At 69.3% G+C, this 20,190-nt stretch carries 22 protein-coding genes; 12 read left to right on the forward strand and 10 right to left on the reverse strand.

Annotated elements, in window-relative coordinates:
- Window positions 1–72 precede the first annotated feature (72 nt).
- Window positions 73–534, forward strand: coding sequence for a very short patch repair endonuclease (locus ACWDYJ_RS24045; protein ID WP_451567659.1), 462 nt, complete (start codon window positions 73–75; stop codon window positions 532–534).
- On the opposite strand, the gene ACWDYJ_RS24050 is transcribed toward ACWDYJ_RS24045, so the two are convergent.
- Complete coding sequence (locus ACWDYJ_RS24050) at window positions 463–1,599, reverse strand: DNA cytosine methyltransferase (RefSeq protein WP_451567660.1); 1,137 nt, start codon at window positions 1,597–1,599, stop codon at window positions 463–465. The genes ACWDYJ_RS24045 and ACWDYJ_RS24050 overlap by 72 nt on opposite strands.
- A gap of 160 nt (window positions 1,600–1,759) precedes the next feature.
- Here ACWDYJ_RS24050 and ACWDYJ_RS24055 point away from each other — a divergent pair, with 160 nt between their 5' ends.
- On the forward strand, window positions 1,760–2,542 hold the full coding sequence (locus ACWDYJ_RS24055) for an HNH endonuclease (RefSeq protein WP_451567661.1): 783 nt from the start codon (window positions 1,760–1,762) through the stop codon (window positions 2,540–2,542).
- A 4-nt stretch (window positions 2,543–2,546) separates the two neighbouring features.
- On the opposite strand, the gene ACWDYJ_RS24060 is transcribed toward ACWDYJ_RS24055, so the two are convergent.
- Complete coding sequence (locus tag ACWDYJ_RS24060; protein WP_451567662.1) at window positions 2,547–3,203, reverse strand: ATP-binding protein; 657 nt, start codon at window positions 3,201–3,203, stop codon at window positions 2,547–2,549.
- A 198-nt stretch (window positions 3,204–3,401) separates the two neighbouring features.
- On the opposite strand from ACWDYJ_RS24060, the gene ACWDYJ_RS24065 reads away from it, so the two are divergent.
- The 3 genes from ACWDYJ_RS24065 (at window position 3,402) to ACWDYJ_RS24075 (ending at window position 5,605) form a co-directional block, all read left to right on the forward strand.
- Window positions 3,402–4,247 (forward strand): helix-turn-helix domain-containing protein, encoded by an 846-nt coding sequence (locus ACWDYJ_RS24065; RefSeq protein WP_451567663.1) that lies wholly within the window; start codon window positions 3,402–3,404, stop codon window positions 4,245–4,247.
- Complete coding sequence (locus tag ACWDYJ_RS24070) at window positions 4,247–4,453, forward strand: DUF397 domain-containing protein (RefSeq protein WP_451567664.1); 207 nt, start codon at window positions 4,247–4,249, stop codon at window positions 4,451–4,453. The genes ACWDYJ_RS24065 and ACWDYJ_RS24070 overlap by 1 nt, the downstream gene beginning before the upstream one ends.
- 141 nt (window positions 4,454–4,594) lie before the next feature.
- The gene (locus ACWDYJ_RS24075) at window positions 4,595–5,605 is read left to right on the forward strand and encodes an NAD-dependent epimerase/dehydratase family protein (protein ID WP_451567690.1); all 1,011 of its coding nucleotides are present in this window, start codon (window positions 4,595–4,597) and stop codon (window positions 5,603–5,605) included.
- A gap of 15 nt (window positions 5,606–5,620) precedes the next feature.
- Here ACWDYJ_RS24075 and ACWDYJ_RS24080 read toward each other — a convergent pair whose 3' ends face one another.
- Window positions 5,621–6,943: a DNA-binding protein gene (locus ACWDYJ_RS24080; RefSeq protein WP_451567665.1), complete on the reverse strand. Its 1,323-nt coding sequence runs from the start codon at window positions 6,941–6,943 to the stop codon at window positions 5,621–5,623.
- A 450-nt stretch (window positions 6,944–7,393) separates the two neighbouring features.
- Between ACWDYJ_RS24080 and ACWDYJ_RS24085 the strand changes: the two genes are divergently transcribed.
- From ACWDYJ_RS24085 to ACWDYJ_RS24105, 5 genes are all read left to right on the forward strand, one after another.
- Window positions 7,394–7,666 carry a hypothetical protein gene (locus ACWDYJ_RS24085; RefSeq protein WP_392932886.1) on the forward strand — a complete coding sequence of 91 codons (273 nt, stop codon included), beginning with the start codon at window positions 7,394–7,396 and terminating at the stop codon, window positions 7,664–7,666.
- 169 nt (window positions 7,667–7,835) lie between these two features.
- Window positions 7,836–8,195 (forward strand): hypothetical protein, encoded by a 360-nt coding sequence (locus ACWDYJ_RS24090; protein WP_266907177.1) that lies wholly within the window; start codon window positions 7,836–7,838, stop codon window positions 8,193–8,195.
- A 4-nt stretch (window positions 8,196–8,199) separates the two neighbouring features.
- Entirely contained in the window at window positions 8,200–9,501 is a 1,302-nt protein-coding gene (locus ACWDYJ_RS24095) for a radical SAM protein (RefSeq protein ID WP_451567666.1), read from the forward strand.
- Window positions 9,498–10,376 (forward strand): radical SAM protein, encoded by an 879-nt coding sequence (locus ACWDYJ_RS24100; protein ID WP_451567667.1) that lies wholly within the window; start codon window positions 9,498–9,500, stop codon window positions 10,374–10,376. The genes ACWDYJ_RS24095 and ACWDYJ_RS24100 overlap by 4 nt, the downstream gene beginning before the upstream one ends.
- 14 nt (window positions 10,377–10,390) lie before the next feature.
- The gene (locus tag ACWDYJ_RS24105) at window positions 10,391–11,173 is read left to right on the forward strand and encodes a hypothetical protein (RefSeq protein WP_451567668.1); all 783 of its coding nucleotides are present in this window, start codon (window positions 10,391–10,393) and stop codon (window positions 11,171–11,173) included.
- A gap of 61 nt (window positions 11,174–11,234) precedes the next feature.
- Here ACWDYJ_RS24105 and aspS read toward each other — a convergent pair whose 3' ends face one another.
- On the reverse strand, window positions 11,235–12,551 hold the full coding sequence (gene aspS / locus ACWDYJ_RS24110) for an aspartate--tRNA(Asn) ligase (protein ID WP_451567669.1): 1,317 nt from the start codon (window positions 12,549–12,551) through the stop codon (window positions 11,235–11,237).
- Between the two features lie 343 nt (window positions 12,552–12,894).
- On the reverse strand, window positions 12,895–13,086 hold the full coding sequence (locus tag ACWDYJ_RS24115; RefSeq protein ID WP_451567670.1) for a hypothetical protein: 192 nt from the start codon (window positions 13,084–13,086) through the stop codon (window positions 12,895–12,897).
- Between the two features lie 176 nt (window positions 13,087–13,262).
- Here ACWDYJ_RS24115 and ACWDYJ_RS24120 point away from each other — a divergent pair, with 176 nt between their 5' ends.
- Both ACWDYJ_RS24120 and ACWDYJ_RS24125 read left to right on the forward strand, forming a co-directional pair.
- Window positions 13,263–13,799 carry a GNAT family N-acetyltransferase gene (locus ACWDYJ_RS24120; protein ID WP_451567671.1) on the forward strand — a complete coding sequence of 179 codons (537 nt, stop codon included), beginning with the start codon at window positions 13,263–13,265 and terminating at the stop codon, window positions 13,797–13,799.
- Between the two features lie 34 nt (window positions 13,800–13,833).
- On the forward strand, window positions 13,834–14,856 hold the full coding sequence (locus ACWDYJ_RS24125) for a hypothetical protein (RefSeq protein ID WP_451567672.1): 1,023 nt from the start codon (window positions 13,834–13,836) through the stop codon (window positions 14,854–14,856).
- Here ACWDYJ_RS24125 and ACWDYJ_RS24130 read toward each other — a convergent pair.
- The 5 genes from ACWDYJ_RS24130 to ACWDYJ_RS24150 all read right to left on the reverse strand — a co-directional run bounded on the left by ACWDYJ_RS24130 (window position 14,826) and on the right by ACWDYJ_RS24150 (window position 20,074).
- Complete coding sequence (locus ACWDYJ_RS24130) at window positions 14,826–16,205, reverse strand: DUF445 domain-containing protein (protein WP_451567673.1); 1,380 nt, start codon at window positions 16,203–16,205, stop codon at window positions 14,826–14,828. The two genes, ACWDYJ_RS24125 and ACWDYJ_RS24130, sit on opposite strands and share 31 nt — an antisense overlap.
- A gap of 414 nt (window positions 16,206–16,619) precedes the next feature.
- Window positions 16,620–17,312 carry a DUF1707 SHOCT-like domain-containing protein gene (locus ACWDYJ_RS24135; RefSeq protein ID WP_451567674.1) on the reverse strand — a complete coding sequence of 231 codons (693 nt, stop codon included), beginning with the start codon at window positions 17,310–17,312 and terminating at the stop codon, window positions 16,620–16,622.
- A gap of 91 nt (window positions 17,313–17,403) precedes the next feature.
- Window positions 17,404–18,387 carry an ABC transporter ATP-binding protein gene (locus ACWDYJ_RS24140; protein ID WP_451567675.1) on the reverse strand — a complete coding sequence of 328 codons (984 nt, stop codon included), beginning with the start codon at window positions 18,385–18,387 and terminating at the stop codon, window positions 17,404–17,406.
- 6 nt (window positions 18,388–18,393) lie between these two features.
- Window positions 18,394–19,266: an ABC transporter permease gene (locus tag ACWDYJ_RS24145; protein WP_451567676.1), complete on the reverse strand. Its 873-nt coding sequence runs from the start codon at window positions 19,264–19,266 to the stop codon at window positions 18,394–18,396.
- A complete protein-coding gene (locus tag ACWDYJ_RS24150) occupies window positions 19,259–20,074 on the reverse strand; it encodes an ABC transporter permease (RefSeq protein WP_451567677.1) in 816 nt (271 codons plus the stop codon). Before ACWDYJ_RS24150 ends, ACWDYJ_RS24145 begins: the two co-directional genes overlap by 8 nt.
- Window positions 20,075–20,190 lie beyond the last annotated feature (116 nt).

A 20,190-nucleotide genomic window follows, 5' to 3' on the forward strand; every position in this document is an offset into this window, starting at 1 on the left:
TGGGCTCGACACCCTTGCGGAAGACCTCCGGAACAGCGGAAGTATCCTGTAGCCGTCAGGAAGGACACTCTCATGACGCGCCAGGAGAGTTGGGAGCCACCCGTCGGCTCCTGGGCATCGTCAGCTGCCCGCCGACGCAATATGCAGGCGATTCGCAGCCGGGACACCAAGCCCGAACAGGTCGTACGGCGCCTCGTTCACGCACACGGACTTCGTTACCGTGTCGCCGCACGGCCCCTGTCCGATCTTCGCCGGACGGCGGACCTTGTCTTCCGTCCGGCGAAGGTGGCTGTTTTCATCGATGGGTGCTATTGGCACGGATGCCCTGTCCACTACATCGCCCCCAGAACCAATCCCGGCTACTGGTCTGAAAAGGTAGCCGGAAACATCGCCCGTGACCGCGATACCGACGCTCAGCTACGGCAGGCAGGATGGACGGTGCTCCGCTTCTGGGAACACGAGTCACCGGAGGCTAGCGCTGACCAAATCGTCGACACCGTCAACAGGCTCCGCGGGGCCAGGAACCGAGGCTGAGATTCCCCTGGCTTCCTGCTTGCTGTACGCCTCCAGGGCCGATCTGATCTGAAGTCCCACAGCCTTCGCCACGGGAGGCGGAAACGCATTCCCCACCTGCCGATATGCCGCAGTCTTGCGCCCCGTGAACTCCCAGGCCGGCTCGTTGCCTTCGGGCCCGAAGCCTTGGACCAGCGCGGCCTGCGTAACAGTGATCATAGGAAGGGTCTCCCCTTCCTTCCCGAGATCACGATCTGGGTTCTTCGTTGTCCCGGTCTCTGGGTCAGGCGCGTCGGCTACACCAAGCCCGGAAACGCCAAGGGCCGCCCATGCTTTCTTAGCCCTTGTGGGGCCCAGGTCAGCTCCGCCGTGCTTCTTCGATCCGCCGACGAGCGTGGGGGCGATACCCGTGGAGGCCAGCTTGTACCAATCCTTGAAGGCCTTGCCCTTCAGCCCGCGTTCCTTCATTGAGTCCTTGAGAAGGTCCCCAACAGAGAGCGGCTTCCTCTGATTAGGCGCGGGCAGGTGCCAGCCCTCCTCATCAAAGTGTTTCCAGTACTTAGGCTTCAGTGCTACAAGCACGCTTCGCGGACGGAGCTGCGAGACCCCGAAGTCGCTAGCCTGCAGCTCCTGCCAGGAGCACCGGTAGCCCAGTTTCTCCAGGTCCACCATGATCTCTTTGCGATAGCCCTCGAACTTGGACTGCATCAATCCGCGGACGTTCTCGATCATCACCGCCGCCGGCTCCAGTTGACCGGCCAGCTCGATCATCGTGGGAAATAGATCGCGTTCGTCATCCCTGCCGAGTTGCTTCCCTGCCAGAGAGAAGGGCGGGCACGGCACCCCACCAGCCAGCAAGTCGACCTTGCCCTTGAGGTCAAGGGCAGCCTCGCTCTTGACGTAGGCGCGGAGGTCTCCCTCATGCACATCCCACGATGGCCGGTTGGCCCTGAGGGTCCTACACGCGTTCTCGTCCATCTCGATGAGGAGTGCATGGTCGAAACCTGCACGCTCAAGCCCGAGGGCCTGCCCACCTGCCCCGGCGCAGATCTCAAACGAGGTGAACTTCTTCTCAGTGCTGATCATGCACCCTCCTTCCAGACTTGCGTGACGGACGCATCTTGCACTCCGTCCTCACAGAGGGTGACAGACCCCACTGACAACGCGACCTCCACAAGTGTGCGACACGATCCGGCTTGACCAGTACGCTCCGCACGCCGCAGCGAACGCCCGTACGATATCCGTCATGCGAAGCCCTGCCTGGACATGGGACGAACTGCTGCTGGCCTGCGCGCTGGTGGTCAAAAACGGCTGGCGTGAACTGCGAGTCGGGGATCCCGCTGTGACCGAGCTCTCTGAACTGCTCCGGTCTCTGCCCCTGCCCGAGCGCACAGGCCTGGCTGCACGACTTCCCGAGTACCGGTCGGTTGGGAGTGTCTCCCGCAAGACCACGGATCTTGCTTCCAACCATCCCGGCTATGCCGGCAAACCCACCAAGGGTGGGAGCCTCGACAAACGGATCATTGAGGCGTTCGTCAGCCGCGAGGCCTCGATGCTTCAAGCTGCGCAGGCCATCGAAACAGGCATCGGGTCCGGACAGCTCATCCTGATTCCCGAGCAACCCGAGGAAGCTGACGAGGACGGGACGACCGCCGCCGAGGGCCGTCTTCTCGCACGGTGGGCTATCTCCCGCGAGCGGAACCCGGCCTTGCGCAGCCGCAAGATCGCCCAGGTTCGCAAGCTTGGACTGCCGCTTCGATGCACTGTCTGCACCTTCGACTTTGGTTCCGTATTCGGGTCGCTCGGGGACGGCTACATCGAAGTGCACCACGTACTGCCGCTCCACATCTCGGGCCCTCGCGAGACCAAGCTGAACGATCTCGCGCTGCTGTGCGCCAATTGCCACCGCATGTGTCATCGCAGCCACCGCGGCGCGTCCTGGCGTACCCCCGATGAGCTGAAGGCGGAGATGAAGCAGGTCGCGGACTTTCCGCACCCACAGCCGTCAGGGGCCCCACGCCCGTACTGACCTCTCACGCGGCGTCCGCGTCGGCCTCGTAGTGAGTCTGGGCGCGGTCCAGGATGTCGTCCGGGTCGCACCCTTGGGCCGCCAGCCAATGGAGGACGTCAGCGATGAGGTCGGTTACCGACTCCTCCATCACCTGCGGGCGCCACGCAGCAGGCGGGTACGGGCTGTCGGAGAGGCCGCGGTAGGCCGCCAGGACGGCCGCTCCGCGCTGGATCCGGCGGCACTGCCGGTCAGACTGGAGCGCGAGCTCGCACCAGACCGCCTTGCCCGTGGCCGTCAGGACCGTGCCCCAGTCGACCGCCAGGGCGGCGAGCATGTGAAGGCCCCGGCCGGACTCTTCATCACGGGACGGCCGTGCCACCGCAGGAGCGGTGTGGCTCTTGTCGTGGATCTCAACGCGCAGACGCCCCTCGGTCAGCGCCGGCTCCAGGACCAGCGTCGCGGACGTGCCAGCACCCACGTGCTTGATCACATTAGTAGTGAGTTCCGTGATGGCCAGCTGCGCATCGTCGGCGAGGGCCGGGAGGCCCCACACCGCGAGCTGATCTCTGACCATGCGCCGCAGAAGACACAGTTCCGCAGGCTCCGCCGCGAAGGGCAGAACACAGCGGGGTCGGCGTCCAGCAGTCGGGTACCCGCTCATGGAATCGCTCCCTCCCATGCCACGGCAGCGCCTGCACCAGCCGTATTCGGACCGCTGCGCTGCGTAGCGTCACGGTTGGAGTATGGCATTGAGAAGTCTCTCAATGTAACTTCTCACGAGAATCGTCCGGGTGAATCTGCCGCGCCTCAACATCCGTCACACATAGCCTGGTTGCCTTCACTCGGCAGCAGGACAGGACCTCGGGAGACTGCACGCATGTCAGCCAGGGCAACCACCCGACGCCGCCAGCTCGGGGCGACCATGCGCAAGCTGCGCGCTCGCGCGGGCATGACCCTGGAGGAGGCCGGCCGACTTGTCGGCGTGTCGAAAGCCACGGTGAGCCGGTACGAGACCCAGGAAGGTCCAGTGAAGTGGCCCATCGTGGACGCGCTGTGCAGGGGGTACGAGGCGACCGAGGCTGAGCGCAGGGCCGTCGTGGAACTTGCGAAGGGCGCGAAGCAGCAAGGGTGGTGGAACTCCATCGCCGACTCGGTTCCGGAGAGCATGAACCTGCTGCTCACCCTGGAGGGCGAGGCCGTGCGAGAGGACCACTTCAACTGCCTGTACGTGCCCGGGCTGCTACAGACACGCGGCTATACAGAGGCCGTGCAATACGCCTCGGAGATGAGACTGCCGCCCGAGGAGATCGAGCGGCTCGTCGATATCCGGATGAAGCGGCAGGAGATCCTCGACCGCCCCACGCCTCCGCACCTGTGGGCCATCCTCGACGAGTCGGTGATCCGTCGTGTCGTGGGCTCGCGGCAGGTGATGAAGGGACAGCTGGAACGGCTTCTTGAGGCCAATGAGTCTCAGCACATCACCTTGCAGGTGCTGCCCTTCTCCAAGGGGGCACACTCTGCCGCCATGGGCAGTTTCGTGATCATCGGCGGCCCCGAACCAACCCTGGACGTCGTCTACATCGACACGCACGTCGGCTCACTCTTCATGGAGCAGGAACAGGAACTAGTCCGCTACCGGCTTGCTTTCGACTACCTCCGCGCACAAGCGTTGGACATGGCTGCATCATCAGCCCTGATCAAACGCGTCCATGAGGAGTTGTAATGCATTCCGTTTCCCCATCCATAAGCGGCGCCACATGGATCAAGTCCTCCTACAGTGGGGCCGAGCACAGCGAGTGCGTCGAGGCCGCCTTCCTCGTCGGCTCGACCGGCGTGCGGGACTCCAAGCGACCAATGGGCGGAACGATTTTGTTCAGGGATGAGGCTTGGCGTGCCTTCCTGGAAGGGCTGCGGAGCGAGCAGCCCTAGCGGTGGCCACGGCAACGTAGGAAGCCAAAGCGACCGCGGCGGCCGCACCGGGTTCGGTCGGCCCCAGCAGCCGCCGCCTCGCCGAAGCACAACCGTGATGTCCTCGCCGTAGATAGGGTCGCCCTCATGCGGATTCTCGTGATGGGTGGCACCTGGTTCCTTGGTCGGGCGATCGTTGACGATGCACTTCGACGCGGGCGGGAGGTAACGACGTTCAACCGGGGCCGCTCCGGTGTGGTCGAGGGCGCCGACACCGTCCGGGGTGACCGGACGAGCGCCGACGACCTGAAGCGGCTTGCCTCACGCGGACCATGGGATGCCGTGATCGACACTTCCAGCAGCGAGTTCCCACCCCGTGACGTGCTCCTCGCCACCGACATCCTGCGCCCGGCCGCCGCCCGGTGGGTGCACGTCTCCACCGTGTCCGTCTATCAGGGGTGGCCCCACCACCCGCTCACCGAGGACTCCCCGCTGTTGGAGTGCCCGCCGGACGCCGATGAGTCGTTCGGGCACACAGGCGCCGATGGCAGCCCGACGAAGTACGGGTTCCAGAAGGCTGGTGGAGAGGCTGCCGTACGAGCGGCCTTCGGGGACGACGTGGTGTTCCTGCGGCCGGGAGTGATCCTGGGTCCTGGCGAGTACGTCGGCCGTCTCCCCTGGTGGCTCACGCGTGCCCAGCGAGGCGGCCCGATTGTCGTACCGGCGCCGGCCGCCCAGGTGATCCAGCCCGTGGACGTGCGGGACGTCGCCACCTTCGCGGTCGATCAGGCCGCTTACACCGATGGCCCTGGCCGGGCGTTCAACATCGCCCACCCCGAGGGCATCAGCTGGGCCGACTTCATTGCTGAGTGCCTGGCCGTCACCGGTAGCACCGGAAGCCCGGTGTGGGCCGATGCGGCGACGCTCACCGCGCACGGTGTGAAGCAGTGGACGGAGCTTCCGCTGTGGCGCACCCACTCCGGGGTGTGGTCCGTGGACGCCTCCCGTGCCGTGGCGGCCGGGCTCCGCTGCCGTCCGCTCGCCGACACCATTGCCGACACCTGGGCGTGGATGCAGGCAGACGGTCGACCGGTCGAACACCCGAGGTGGGCCGAGCACGGAGTGGACCCAGGCAAGGAAGCCCAGATCCTCGCCGCACTCGGCCACCCGTAGATACGGGGGTCAAGGTCAGGGCTCGATGGCAAGGAGCCCGCTCCCCGTACCCAGCTGCCTCGGCGCCGAGAGGCGCCCGAATTCCTCGATCTGTTCGCCGAGCGTGACAGCCACCCGCGTTCCCTGGAACGCGGGGGCCGTCAGAGCTCGGCGCAAGCCGCCGGTGCGCTCCAACAGCCCGGCCACACGCTGTTCCGCCGGGATCACCCACACCGTCTCCAGCGTCGCCGCTGCCGCGTCCAGGTCGCCCCGAAGCACTTGCGCCGCGGCGAGATCGGCCGCGGCCTTGCCCCGTACCGATACCGACTGCCGGGCCGGCGGCCGGGACGCGACCAGATCCAGCGCCCGTTGCGCCGTCACCTCCGCCCCTGCCCCGTCGCCGACGAGCAGGGCGGTTGTGCCGTTGGACATCAGCAGCCGCTCCTCGTTGAAGGCGAACTCACCGCCGACGTCGTCGTGCAGGGCGTCCCGCTCGCCGCTGTCCTGCCGCGTGGACGCAACGAGCGCGCGGGTGGCCCGTTCCCGGTCCCCGAGGTGTCCGTGAGCGCGGGCCTCGATGGACAGCAGCCGCCGCCTGGCCGTGTCGCCCAGTCCGGGGTAGGCCAGTGCGGTCCGCGCATGCCGTACGGCCTCCGAAGGGCGGCCTGTGAAGTACGCGCAGATCGCCAAGGACCCGGTGGCATAGGCCCGTAGCGGATCGAACCGGGCCATCTCCCCGTACAGGGCCGCCGACCGGGCGAGGCGTGCCGAGTCGTCCAGGGCGCCGAGGTCGAACGCGGCGGTCGACAGCAGCGCGCACGCCTGTCCCGCCACGAGCAGCAGGTCCTGCTGCTGCACAGGCACCTTGGTGAGTCCACGTTGGTGCTCCGCCTCCGAGCGGAGGACCCTGGCCCGCCGGAATACCTCGAAGGCGCTCGCGGCGCCGTACGAGCGGGCGAGGGACAGGGCGTCGTCACGGAGCTGGTCGATGGTCGTGTCGGATACGGACTGCGCGGCGGCAGCCCCCGCCTCATCAGCGGCGTCACGTGCGGTCATGGCGATTTCACTTTCGAGGTCGTACGCAGTGGGAGTCACCGATGCCGAGGTCGACAGCACGGGCGGTGGCCCGAAGAGCGCCGCGGCGTCCACGCCGAAGAGCGGCTCTAGTACCCGGCACGTGTCCGGTCCCGGCATGGTCTTGATCCGGCCCGACGTCCACCGCCGGAACTGTGCCTCCGACACCGACATGCCCTGCACGCCAGCTTGTACGGCCGCGCGCTCGAACGCCGTGACGAAGTCCCTGTAACGCCAATGCCGTTGCTGCACTAACACGCGCAGCAGCGTCGCCGGTTCGTCCATCGGTAGCTCCCTCAAGGTCGGGAGACGGGCCACATAGCGCCCCGCTCCACTTCGTGCCTACTGCTCAACATCCCTACTGCGCAATGGAATCCGTGCAGATGACATCGCGGTGCCATCTCCATGACACCCCGGCCACCCTGGCGAGCACCAGATGACACCAACCGCGTCATGGCCGTGACACCCGCACCAAGAGGACTCTTACGCCACCTCGAAGACCCCCGGCGAAAGGGAGTGAAACGTGAGTGGCCCCCGGCTTCCTCGACGAACCCCCGGCGCGACCAACACTCGCTACGAGGCCGTCGTGGCCCCGTACCTGGAGACGGACGCCGGCACCCCGTCGGAGCGCCGCGGTCTGCCCCGGGCGGCCGAGGCTTTCCGTAGCAGGAACGGCGATCCCTCCACCTGGAGCTCCGCCCAGTTCGACGCTTTCCTCGGCCTCGGGGGTGCCCAATGAGCACGACCACGGAGGCGAACGTCTGGATCGCGGAGGACACCGGGCACCGGCTCCTCGGCCAGGACGTCGCACACCCCTCCAGCGGACGTCGCGGAACCGTGGGCGCGGTCCTGATCTACGTATCGAAACTCACCGATAGGCCGGTCAGGAAGGTGGCCCACATGCGCCCGCTGGACCACTCGGGTCGGGAATGGACCGCCGATCCGGACACTCTCCAGCTGCTCCAGCCGATCACCCACTCGGCACAGCCCAGAGGCGCGAAGGGCTGAACAGGCTTCCCGCCCGGTGCTGACCCAGCAGTCGACACCGGGCGGGGAACGGCGCCCCGGGCGCCACGCACGAACCCGGCGAGATGCCATACGGCACCAGACCGGCGGCACCAGAGCGGATCCAAGCTGCCCATCCCGGGCAGTCACCCTTCCACCAAGGAGATCAGCTATGCCGAAGCCCAGGAAAGAGAAGCAGAACCACCTGATCTACGCGGACGTCGTGGACTCCAAGTCCAAGGCGGGCGTGTGGATGGGTGAGCGTGCTTCCTTCCGCGACAAGCAGGGCCGCATCTTGGAGGCCCTGAAGGACCGCACCGACTGGGTCAGCCTGGAGGGCGCTGTCATGGTCATCAGCACAGAGCCCGCCGGCCTCACGGTCATCGCGCCGAACCCGACGCTCCCCGGTGTGATCGTCCTCTCCGACGGCGGTTCCCCCGCGGCCTCCGCCCGGCTCCAGGCCGACGCCGAGGACAAGGTCCGCGCCGTCATGGCCGAGCTGGGCATCGCCGAAGAGGAAACGGCGGCCTGACCCAGTGGCCACTCCCCAGCTGCTGTGGGGGAAATACTTCCAGTACGACCGGGACGGGGAGGCTGTCCTCCTCGACCCGGTCACGCTGGAGAGTGTGCTTCTCGACTCCGGCGAGGTCTCTGACCTCGCCGGGGTCCCCCCGACCGCGACGCACTTAGCCCTCGCCGGGCTCGGCTTCACCCAGGACGGCCCCGCGGCCGACCGCCGTGAAGCACTCCACCACCGCCTCCACACCCTGGGTATCGACCCGACGCCGCGCCGGATCAGCGGCCTGCGGGTGGTGCTCACCGACCGCTGCAACATGGCCTGCACGTACTGCTTCGTCGACACCAACAGCGGCAAGCCGGACATGACGGAGCAGGAGCTCGCCGCCGGCCTTGAGTTCCTGTTCGAGCAGAACGCCGGGCAGGAGGAGGTCTCGATCCAGTGGTTCGGCGGCGAGCCGACCATCCGCTTCGACCTCATGCAGTACGGCGACGAACTCGCCGACACCCTCGCGGCCCGCTATGGCGTAGAGCGGGTCCGGCGCACGGTTGTAACCAACGGCGCTCGCCTGACGGACGAGGCCCTCGACCACTTCGTACAGCGCGAGTACGGCGTGGGCATCTCCATCGACGGCCCGCCTGGGATCAACTCGGCGAACCGGCTCCTCCTGGGCGGACAGCCCGCCGACGACCGCATCCGCCGCAACGTCCGGCGCCTGGTCGAGGCGAAGGGCCTGCACGTCGGCTGCAACCTCACCCCGACGGCGTCGAACATCGGGCGCTTGGCCGAGAGCGTGCAGTGGATCATCGACGACCTCGGCCTCAAGTTCATCTACGTCAACACGCCCATCCCCACCGGGGGCGAGTGGCGGGTGAACGGCGCCGACCTGGCCCGGGAGCTCTACGAGGCCCGCCTGACCGCACTCGGGAAGGGCGGGATGCTCTTCTCCGTCCTCGACCGGGCATTCCAGGCCCTCGACACCCGTCGGCCGATGCTGTTCGACCACATGCAGGGCGACCGCAGCCTCAACGCCGCCCTGCTGCCGGGCAACCGGGTCAGCGTCTGCGACATCAACTTCACCGAGCCCTCGTTCCTCCACACACTCGACGAACTGCGCTCGGACCCCGACCTCCTCACGAGGGCGACGAAGAAGGTCGCGCCGATCCCCGCGTGCGGCGACTGCCCGGCGCTGGCCATCTGCGGCGGCCCGTCCCGCAACGAACAGGCGCTCATCGGCGGCAGCACCCCCGACCCCCAGATGTGCGCCTTCTACACCAGCACCGTGGCCATCGCGGTCTGGGACAACACGGGGGTCCAATGAGCGCCCCCGTCCGTACGGCGCTCGTCTCGACGGCGGGGCACTGCGAGGTCGCGTGCAGTTTCTGCTTCCGGGCCGACCGCGCCCGCGGCTTCCTCACCACCGCCACGTACACGCGTGCCCTGTCGCGGTTGAAGGAGACCGGGGTCGAGGGCGTGTGCCTCACGGGCGGTGAGCCGACCCACCACCCAGAGCTCCGGCAGCTCGTCCGCCTGGCCCTCCAGTTCGGCATGACGGTGTCCATGGTGACCTCGGCACGCTCGGAGGCTGAGGTCACCGCCCTCGCGGAGGTCGGTCACCTACTGACCAACGTGACCGTCTCCGCAGACTCGCAGGGCGCGATGACGCTTGGCCGCACCACCCGGAGTGCGGCCTCGGCTGTCGCGACACTGGACGCCGTCGACACCCCCTCGAAAGTCCTTCACCTCACCTACTGGGATGTGGCCGTCGAGGAAGCCGCGCAGCTCGCCGATCTCGTGGCGGGAACGGGGATCGACGTCCAGCTCAGCCCCGTCCTCCTCTCCGAAAGCGCCCTGCGCCGGGACAGCCGATCGATCCAGGACTCCCTGATGCAGAGGGCCCGCGACACGGCGGCACTCGACCAGTACTTCCGCCTGTCCAACGGATACCGCTCCTACCTCGACGACCTGCGGCAGCTACAGCTGTCTAAAGAGGAGAGCCACCCCTGCCGGTCGGCCACCCTCTACATGTCGGCTGACGGCGAGGTGCGGCACTGCCCCTACGGAGCATCCGAGGTCAGTGTTCACGCCCCACGTACCGAGATCCGAGCCTTCCTCGACGCGCCGGCCACGGACCGCGTCGGACCCGACTGCGCCGCCATCTGCCGCCCCGCGTCCCGCGACTGCGTGGCGGCCTGACCTTGGGGGTCCACGTGCGACCGTCGGTCTCCGTCACCGATCCCGACGACTTCAACACCCACTGGAGGCAGCCGCCGAACTTCCGTATGCACGTCCCGTTCGACTACCTGTTCCTGCCGGCGATCGACATCCTCGACCACGTCCGCCGGGACGAGGAGGTTCGCTTCACGGTCCTCGGCGAGGACGACTGGGCGGTGCGCATGGAGCGCACCGCCGCGTTCCGCACGGCCCCGGTCGAGGAGATCGCCACGTGGCCGTTCCGCCTGGTGCACTTCAACCTCGCCCGGTTCTACGGCGAGATCCTGGCCGGCTTCCAGGACGAGGTCATGGTGCCCTGGCGCACCTACCTGTCGTCGCAGGGATTCACGTGGCAGCGGTGCGCGCCCATCCTGTTCCTGTCCACCGAAGGCGCGGCCTCGACCTACCACAACGACAACTCGCACGGTCTGGTCTGGCAGGTACAAGGGGTCAAGACCTTCCACAGCTACCACAACCCCGACAAGCACCTGTCCCCCGAAGCCGCGGTCCTCGGTGAGACCACCGCCGAAGATCCCCCACCGCACGACGAGGCGCAGCGGCAGTCGGTGACGATGCAGCCAGGCGACCAGCTGTGGAGCCACGCCCTGACCCCGCACTGGGTCACCACCGAATCGCCGCTCGCGCTCAGCGTCACGATTTCCCACGGCGGCCTGTCCCGCCGCGGCCGGTACGCCGACCGCGAGCTGGCGCTGCGCGACCACTGGGACAAGAACCCCGCCGAGGCGTGGACCCTCGACCTCGGCCGCACCCGGTACTGAGCGAGCCCCAGCTGCCCCACCGCCAGACAGGCGGTGGGGCAGCTGTGCGTCTACCCCTGGCTCAGGGGGTGAGGCGGTTCGGTCCCCGGAACAGGAACGCGGCCTCGCGGATCGAGTCCAGGCCGAGCATGACCATCAGGATCCGGCCCAGGCCGGCGCCGAGGCCGCCGTGCGGCGGGCACCCGAAGCGGAAGATGTTCATGTAGTCCTGCATCGGCTCGGTGTCCATGCTCTTCTCCTCCGCCTGCTTGAGCAGCACGTCGGAGCGGTGCTCACGCTGGGCCCCGGTGGTGATCTCCAGGCCCTTCCAGATCAGGTCGAAGCTGAGCGTCAGGTCCGGCCGGTCCGCCGGACGCATGTGGTAGAAGGGCCGGATGCTGGCCGGGTAGTGCGTGATGAACACGAACTCGTGGCCCGTGAGCTTCTTCATGTGGGCGGCGATGGCCCGCTCCCCCTCCGGGTCGAGGTCCTCCTTGAGGCCCTCCGGGTCCCACCCGCCGGCCCGCAGGATCTCCTGCGCCTCGGCCATCGTGATTCGAGGGAACGGGGCCTCCGGCACGACGACCTCGACGCCGAAGACTTCCCGGATCGCCTCACCGTGGACCTCGGCGACCTTCGCGATGGCGTGGGCGAGCATCCGCTCCTCGAAGACCATCACGTCCTCGACGTCGTAGATCCACGACAGCTCGACATCCACGCCGGTGAACTCGGTCGCGTGCCGGGAGGTGAACGACGGCTCGGCACGGAACACGGGACCGATCTCGAAGACCCTGTCGATGCCGGCGGCCACGGCCATCTGCTTGTAGAACTGCGGCGACTGGGCGAGGTAGGCCGACCGGTCGAAGTACCCGAGCTTGAACACCTCCGCGCCGGACTCCGAGGCAGTGCCCATCAGCTTCGGCGTGTGCATCTCCGTGCAGCCGTTCTGCATGGCGTACTCGCGCAGCCCCTGCTCCAGGGTCGTCTGCGCGGCGAACACCATCTGCGCGGTGGCCCGCTTGCGTACGTCGAGGAACCGCCAGTCGAGTCGGTGCTCGGGGCCGGTGTGCTCGTCGATCGGCAGGGGCGTCTCTGCCCGGTTCAGCACCTCGACCGATTCGGGGACGATCTCGAGACCGCCCAGGTTGACCTGAGCCGCCTCTACGACGCGGCCGGTGATCCGGACGGCGGACTCCGGGGTGAGCGATTCGATGGCGGCTTCGAGCGGGCCGCCGTCGCGCTTGTGGGTCACCTGGACCATGCCGGAGTGGTCCCGCAGGATGACGAACTGCATCTTGCGTTGCAGCCGGAGTGCGTTCACCCAGCCGGAGACCGTGACGGTCTGGTCGACGTGTGCGCGTAGGTCAGAAGCCAGTACGCGGCTAGTGGTGTGGATCATCGCAGCCCTCCAGGGGCGTCGTCATGATCCCTTGGAAGCGTGGGCGAGAAGGGTACTCGCGGTGCCACCACGCCTTTGCCGCCGCCAGACAGCGGCGGCCTCATTCAGCCCGATGACGGGGGCAAACCGGCGGGGCATTGGGCCCGTGGGCCTTTCCTCCCCGCGCTCGGGAGGGTCTTCACCTCGGGTGCGAGTCCGCCTTCACAGCTGCCGGCGGCTCTCTCTGCTCGCGTGATCCGTGGCTACTCGTCTCCGTCGACGCGTTGCCCGAAAGGATACGGACGCCGCAAGACCCCCGCAACGGAATCACCACGACGGTCGCCTGATCGGGTTGGGCCCGAGGCTAGCGCGGGCCCCGGGTGAAGCGGCGAGTGGTCATGGCTCCGAGTACGAGGACGGCTCCGCCGAGGACCTCGTGCGGGACGGCGGCGCGGACGGCAGGGGGGAGCGCGGCCAGGACGCCCAGCAGGATGAAGAACACGAGTGCGCAGCCGCCCAGGCCGAGAAGTGCTTTGTGTAGGAGGGTGTTGGGCACGTGTTGTTCAACGCCGCGCCGGCCAGGCCGATACGGGGGGATCGGGGCCCCGCACGGAAGTCGGATTTGTCTCACACACTCCGGATGTGAGGAGCAGCACCTCAGGCAACCGCTCCGGCGTAGATTCGCTCTCCGAGAGGGGCGATACGGCCCAAGACGCCCAAGGAGCTGCACACGTGATCTGTTACGGATCAGCCGTCCTCGACCTGTCGGACGAACTGGTCGACACCTACGAAGAGGTCTTCTCCGCCCCGCCGTGGAACGAGAACGAAGAAACCATTCGTCAGTTCTCGTCCCGACTACAGGCCGACACCCGCCGCGCCGGATTCCGTACCGCCATCGCGCAGTCCGCAGTGGGGATCGACGGCTTCGCCACCGGCTGGCTCACCCCCAAGACCTTTCCCTCCGACCGGGGATACGGCCAGGTCGCCGCCCAGCTCGGCCGCCCGCGCGTACGCGAACTCCTCATCGGGGCCCTGGAGATCGACGAGCTGGCCGTCCGCCCTCACGCCCGCGGGCACGGTACGGGCCGCACCCTGCTCGCCGAGATCACGGCTGACGCCCCCGAGGCCCGCGCCTGGCTGCTCACCGCCCGCGTCGCCACCCACACCATCGCCACGTACCGCCGCCTCGGCTGGCACGAGGTCGCCCCACTGCCCGGCACGCAGAACGGCGTCGTGGTCTTCCTCGCCCCCAACCACCCCTCGGCCTGAGTATCGGGCGCGCCCAGCCGGGCATACCGGGGGCATGATCACTCGCATCGCGCGGCGCCAGCAGAACCTGGTCACCTACCACCAGCTCAAGCAGGCCGGGATCCCCTCCGGCACGATCAGCGGCCGCAGCCGCCGGGGAGGCCCCTGGCAGCGGCTCCTGCCACGGGTGTACCTCCTGCAGACCGGCCCGCCCGATCACCGTCAACGCGCGCTGTCCACGGTGCTCTACGCCGCCGAACCCGTCTCCGATCCGCTCTCCGGCTCCACCGCCGCGCTCACCGGCGGTGCGGCGCTCGCGCTCCTCGGCATTCGCGACGCCCCGCCCCAGCCGCTGGACGTACTCGTCCGCTCTCCGCGATCCGTCGCGGCCGTCGGCCCCGTCCGCCCCCGGTCCACCACGCGCTGGCCCGCGACCATCCAGGTCTGCGGCGTGCCCAGCGCCCGCCCGGTCCGGGCCGCCGCCGACTTCGCGGCGCGCACCGCCGATGCGGATCTGGTGCGTTCCGTACTGGCCAACGTCGTCCAGGGCGGCTGGTGCCACCCACACGATCTGCACGCCGAACTCCGTGCCGGCCGTATCCGCAATCGCCCCGCCATCCGGGCCGCAGCCGCCGAACTGATCGCCGGGGTCCGCTCGGTCGCCGAGGGCCACGCTCGCGACACCCTCACGGCCACGGATCTGCCGACGCCCCTCTGGAACGCCCGCCTGTACAGCCCGTCGGGCCGCTTCCTGGCCAGCCCGGACGCGTACTGGCCGGAGGAGGGGGTGGCTCTGGAGATCGACTCCGCCGAGTACCACTACACACGTGACGCATGGCAGGCCACCCTGCACCGCCGCCTCCGCCTGGAATCCCACGGAGTCCTCGTCGCCAGCACGACGCCCGCGATCTTCCGCGACACACCGGCAGACGTCATCGCCGCCCTGCGCGCACTCCTCGTGCTCGGCGCGAGCCGCGCCGCGCCGCCGGCCGTCACCGCCCGGGGGTACGGACAGCTGGAGCTGCCGTTTCCGCCGGCGGAGACCCGCTATGCCCCGAAGGCGCGCGAGACCGAGTAGATCAGCAGGCCCGCCAGGGCGCCGACCACCGTGCCGTTGATGCGGATGAACTGGAGGTCGCGGCCGATGTGGGCCTCGATCTTGCGGGAGGTGTGTTCCGCGTCCCAGCCCGCCACCGTGTCCGTGATCAGGGAGGTGATCTCGGTCCGGTACGTGGTGACCACGTACACCACCGCGCCCTCCAGCCAGCCCTCCACCTTCCTCTGGAGCCGGCCGTCGGTGGCCAGGCGGGCGCCGAGGGCCAGCAGGGAGGAGCGGACGCGCAGGCGCAGTTCGCTGCGCTCGTCCTCCGCCGCCGAGATGATCATCGTACGGATGGCCGACCACGCCGAGGCGATCACGTCCTGGACCTCGTCGCGCTCCAGGATCTCCGACTTCAGCCGCTCCACCCGCGCCCGCGTCTGCGTGTCCGACTGGAGGTCGGACGCGAAGTCGGTCAGGAAGCGGTCCACCGCCCCCCGCGCCGGATGCTCCGGCATGTCCCGCATCTCCGTGACGAAACGCAGCAGCTCCTTGTACACGCGGTCGCCGATCTTCCGGTCGACGAAACGCGGCGTCCAGCCCGGCGCCCCGCCCTGGACCGCGTCCATCACCGACTCCCCGTGCGTGACGAGCCAGTCGTGCGCCTTGACGAGCACCAGGTCCACCGCCCGGCGGTGACCGCCGTCCGCGACGACCTTCGCCAGCGTCTTGCCGATCCCCGGCGCGATCTCGGCGCTCTCGGCCCGCCGCGTGATCGCCTCCCCCACGACCGCCTGCACATCGGAATCGCGCAGCACGGTCAGCGCCCCGCGCAGCGCCGTGGCCAGCTCCGCCGTGACCCGGTCGGCATGCGCGGGCTCCGCCAGCCAGGCGCCGAGCCGGCCGCCGATGCCGAGCGCGTGCAGCCGAGCGCGCACCACGTCCGCGGAGAGGAAGTTCTCGCCGACGAACTCCCCGAGCGTGACCCCGAGCTGGTCCTTCTTCGTCGGGATGATCGCCGTGTGCGGGATGGGAAGGCCGAGCGGACGCCGGAAGAGGGCCGTGACGGCGAACCAGTCCGCGAGCGCGCCGACCATGCCCGCCTCGGCCGCCGCCGCGACGTACCCGGCCCAGCCGCCCGCGCCCCACCCGTGCTGGGCGTACTTGGCCAGTACGTAGACCAGCGCGACCAGGATCAGCAGACCCGTCGCGGTGATCTTCATCCGGCGGACCCCGCGCTGCCGTTCCGCGTCGGCCGGGCTGAACACGAACACGCCGCGCACCGGCGGTGGCGGAGGCACGGTGGCCTCCGCCCCGTCGGCTCTGGTGCGGTCGTCCAGGTCTTCCACGGGCTCCTGCCTTCCCCCGGTGGCCGGTTTCGTCTGCATAGCATCCGACTCCCGGGAGGTCCGGGGAGTTCCCGGCGCGCCGTACGGACCGGTCCGGGCGGCCCCGACCCGGGCGCCAGGCCGGTCGCGTACGGGCACGTATCGGGCGTCGAGCCGGTCCCGTACGGGCACGTCCCGGGCGTTCCCGCGCCGTACGGGCCGGGTCGTCGGCGGGCAGTCCCGGGCGTGCACGGGAACGGGCGTGCACGGGACCTGGCGGGTCCCTCCAGGCTGGCCCGTCCAGGCAGGCCCGTCCAGGCAGGCGCGTCCCGGGCGCCGGGCTGGTCCCGGACGGCCACATCACGGGCGGCCCGGCGCCGTACGGGCCAGTCCCCGGCGGGCACTGGGCCGTACGGGTCCGTCCGGCAGGCGTGTCCCGGGCGGGCGGTCCAGCGCCGGGAGGCCCCGGCGGCCCTACAGCTCCTTGCGGGCCGTGTCGCCGCCCTCCACCGCCTTCGAGCCCTTCGGATGCTTCACCTTGACGTCCACCCCGCCCCAGAAGGCGAAGCCCGTCACGACCACCCGCGGCGCGCCCGGTTCCGCCGGACCCGGGCGCTCGCGCCGGTCGTCGAAGGCGCCCATGAACCCGAAGCCCCGTACGTCGACCTCCACACCCGGCGGCACCGTGATCTGGATGCCGCCCATGATCGCCACGCAGTTGATCACGACCTCGCGCTCCGCGAAGTCGGCCTCGCGCAGGTCGAGCTCACCGCCGCCCCAGAACGCCACCGCGGTGAAGCGGGCCGGCACCGTCCAGTACCCCTTGCGCTGGAACCCCGACATCACGGCGACCGCCGTGGCCGACGTACCCGCCCCGCCGATCCGGGCCGGCCAGGACGAGCCCGACGCCGGTCCCGCCACCGGGGCGACCGGCGCCACCGACACCCCCGGCCCCGGCCCCGGCAGGTCGGCCGTCAGCGGTTCGAGTTCCGCGTACGTCCGCGACGCGTACGCCGCCCCCAGCCGCTCCTCGAACTCCTCCATGTCGAGCCGACCCTCGGCGACGGCGTCCCGCAGACGCTCCACCACCCGGTCCCGGTCGGCATCCGACGCCCTCAGCTCCGGCACGCGAGGCTGCTCCGGCCGGTCCGGCCGCTCGTCAGTCATGCCAACCACCCTATGCACTGATCCCGCGCAGTTGAATGGCCCGACCCCGCCCCCCACCCCTGACTCATCCCTGATCCCTCCACCCCGTGCATCACCCCCGCCCCGCGTACATCCGCGCGATCACGTCCTCGATGTCCGGCTCCCGCACCGACAGGTCCAGCAGCGGATACCGCGCCGCCACCGCCGCCACCAGCGGCGCCGCCGAGGCCTGCGCCGGGAACGCCAGCCACTGCCGCGGCCCCTCCACCTTCACCACCCGCGCCCCCTCCACCTCGATCGGCGCCAGCTCCCGCTCCAGGTCCACCACCAGCGTGCGCTCGCTCTCCCCCGCTGGCCCCGCCGCGTGCAGCCCGCCCAGCGGCCCGTCGTACATCAGCCGCCCGTGGTCGATCACCATCACCCGCTCGCACAGCTGCTCGATGTCCTGGAGGTCGTGCGTGGTCAGCAGCACCGTCGTCCCCAGCTCCTCGTTCAGCTGCCGCAGGAAGCCCCGTACCTTCGCCTTGCTCACCACGTCGAGCCCGATCGTCGGCTCGTCCAGGTACAGCACCTCCGGATCGTGCAGCAGCGCCGCCGCGATGTCCCCGCGCATCCGCTGTCCCAGCGACAGCTGCCGCACCGGTACGTCGAGCAGCTCCGCCAGGTCCAGCCGCTCCACGCAGCGCTCCAGGTTCTCCTTGAACCGCGCCGCCGGAATCCGGTACATCCGCCGCATCAGCCCGTACGAGTCCTTCAGCGGCAGGTCCCACCACAGCGTCGTGCGCTGCCCGAACACCACCCCGATCCGGTGCGCGAGCCGCATCCGCTCCCGCGCCGGATCGATGCCCGCGACGCGCAACCGCCCGCCGCTCGGCGTGAGGATGCCGGTCAGCATCTTGATCGTGGTCGACTTCCCCGCACCGTTGGGCCCGATGTAGCCGACCATCTCGCCCCGCGCCACCTCGAAGCTGATCCCGTCCACGGCCCTGACCTGCCGCTTCTCCCGGCGCATCAGGCTCACCCGGCGCCGTACGTCGAAAACCTTCTCGACCCCGTCCAGCGAGATCAACGCATCCACCGCCACAGCCCCAGACATCACGGATCAGCTCCCCGTGCTTCGGTACGAACGGACACCCGCGCGCCACGCCAGCGACGCGGGCAGGAACACCACGAAGGCCACCAGCGGGCTCACGAACGCCACCCACCCCGGCAAGCCCAGCGGATCGGGCCGCCCCAGCACGTACAGGGCCGGCAGCCAGTTGACGAAGGCCAGCGGCACGATGAAGGTCACCCCGCGCAGCAGGTCCTTCGCGAACACCGTCGGCGGATACTGCAGCATCGTGCAGCCCCCGTACGTGAAGGAGTTCTGCACCTCCGCCGCGTCCCCCGCGAGGAACTGGAACGCCGCCCCGGCCACCATCACCGCCCCGAAGATCCCCGCCCCCGCCAGGATCATCACCGGCACCAGCAGCACCTTCCCGGCCGTCCACTCCACCTCCAGCGCCGAAACCGCCCAGCCCAGCACCCCCAGCCCCTGCGCGACCCGCCCCAGCCGGCGCAGCGCGAACCGGTCCGCCGCCACCTGCGCCAGCACCGGAACCGGCCGCACCAGCATCGTGTCCAGCGAACCGTCCCGGATCCGCGCACCGATCCGGTCGGTGTTGCCCAGCAACAGGTCCGCCAGCCCCAACGAGGCCGAGCAGGATCCGTACAGCAGCGCGATCTCGGGCAGCGCGAAACCGCCCAGCACGTCCACGTGCGAGAACATGACGTAGATCGCGACGAAATCCAGCAGCGTGATCGCCGCGTTGCCGAACGTGGACAGGAAGAACGACGTCCGGTACGTCATCGTCGACCGGATCCACATCCCCACGATCAACCCGTAGCCGCGCAGCCCCTCCCACGCCCGGCTCCGCCGCGGCACGACCAGCGGACCGACCGCCTCCCCCTCCCGCACCAGCGTCGCCTCAGCCACCCTGGACCACCACCTTCCGCGTCGCCGCCGACTGCACCAGCCGTCCCGCACCCAGCAGAACGAACGCCCAACACGCCTGGAACAGCAGCGCCCGGACCGCGCCCCCGGCCCCCTCGTGCGTGCCCATCAACACATCCACCGGCACCTGGAGCATCGCCGCCCACGGCAGGACGCGCACCAACTCGCCGAAGCCGCCCGGGAACACCGTCAACGGCAGCAGCATCCCTGAGAAGAAGATCGTCACGACCGTCGCCATCATGTTGATCCCGGCCCCGTCCATCAGCCAGAACGCCGCCAGCCCCAACAGGTAGCGCACCGCGAAACTCACCACCAGCCCGAGCGCGACCGACACCAGGAACAGCAGCCAGCGCACCGGATCCACGGGCAGCGCCAACGGAAAGGCCAGCGCCCCCGCCGCCAGCGGCACCACCCCCCGCCCCACCAACTGGAAAGCCGCCCGCCCCAGATCGGCCGCCAGCCACCACATCTGAAGATCCGCCGGCCGGTACAGGTCGACGGCGATGTCACCCGTACGGACCCGCTCCTGCAACTCCTCCTGAAAACCCCCGCCGAGCAACGACCCCGCCGCCAGCAGCGACTGGCTGACCCACACGAAGGTGAGGGCCTGAGCCTGGTCGTAGCCGCCGAGGCCGGGCCGCTGGTCCCACAGCGCGATGTACGTGTACGCGACGATGAAACCGAACACGGTGTTGGTGAACACCCCCGCGGCCGTCGCCGTCCCGTAGGTGGCGTAGCGCCGGAACCCGCCGGCCGCCACGGCCAAGTAGAGCCGCGCTCTCTGACGCACCGTATCCCTCCGTTTCCCACGTCGTTCCTACGTCGGCCAAAGCGCGCGAGCTTAGTGCGGAGGGGCGAGCCACGCGACCGATTTATGCCCGTCCGGAGGAGAATCACCGGCCATCG

The sequence above is a fragment of the Streptomyces sp. NPDC003042 genome, from assembly GCF_053591315.1.

Coding starts and splice junctions, on each gene's coding strand:
- ACWDYJ_RS24045 (WP_451567659.1), top strand. CDS start 73: ATGACGCGCCAGGAGAGTTGGGAGCCACCCGTCGGCTCCTGGGCATCG.
- ACWDYJ_RS24050 (WP_451567660.1), bottom strand. CDS start 1,599: ATGATCAGCACTGAGAAGAAGTTCACCTCGTTTGAGATCTGCGCCGGG.
- ACWDYJ_RS24055 (WP_451567661.1), top strand. CDS start 1,760: ATGCGAAGCCCTGCCTGGACATGGGACGAACTGCTGCTGGCCTGCGCG.
- ACWDYJ_RS24060 (WP_451567662.1), bottom strand. CDS start 3,203: ATGGGAGGGAGCGATTCCATGAGCGGGTACCCGACTGCTGGACGCCGA.
- ACWDYJ_RS24065 (WP_451567663.1), top strand. CDS start 3,402: ATGTCAGCCAGGGCAACCACCCGACGCCGCCAGCTCGGGGCGACCATG.
- ACWDYJ_RS24070 (WP_451567664.1), top strand. CDS start 4,247: ATGCATTCCGTTTCCCCATCCATAAGCGGCGCCACATGGATCAAGTCC.
- ACWDYJ_RS24075 (WP_451567690.1), top strand. CDS start 4,595: ATGGGTGGCACCTGGTTCCTTGGTCGGGCGATCGTTGACGATGCACTT.
- ACWDYJ_RS24080 (WP_451567665.1), bottom strand. CDS start 6,943: ATGGACGAACCGGCGACGCTGCTGCGCGTGTTAGTGCAGCAACGGCAT.
- ACWDYJ_RS24085 (WP_392932886.1), top strand. CDS start 7,394: ATGAGCACGACCACGGAGGCGAACGTCTGGATCGCGGAGGACACCGGG.
- ACWDYJ_RS24090 (WP_266907177.1), top strand. CDS start 7,836: ATGCCGAAGCCCAGGAAAGAGAAGCAGAACCACCTGATCTACGCGGAC.
- ACWDYJ_RS24100 (WP_451567667.1), top strand. CDS start 9,498: ATGAGCGCCCCCGTCCGTACGGCGCTCGTCTCGACGGCGGGGCACTGC.
- aspS (WP_451567669.1), bottom strand. CDS start 12,551: ATGATCCACACCACTAGCCGCGTACTGGCTTCTGACCTACGCGCACAC.
- ACWDYJ_RS24125 (WP_451567672.1), top strand. CDS start 13,834: ATGATCACTCGCATCGCGCGGCGCCAGCAGAACCTGGTCACCTACCAC.
- ACWDYJ_RS24130 (WP_451567673.1), bottom strand. CDS start 16,205: ATGCAGACGAAACCGGCCACCGGGGGAAGGCAGGAGCCCGTGGAAGAC.
- ACWDYJ_RS24135 (WP_451567674.1), bottom strand. CDS start 17,312: ATGACTGACGAGCGGCCGGACCGGCCGGAGCAGCCTCGCGTGCCGGAG.
- ACWDYJ_RS24140 (WP_451567675.1), bottom strand. CDS start 18,387: ATGTCTGGGGCTGTGGCGGTGGATGCGTTGATCTCGCTGGACGGGGTC.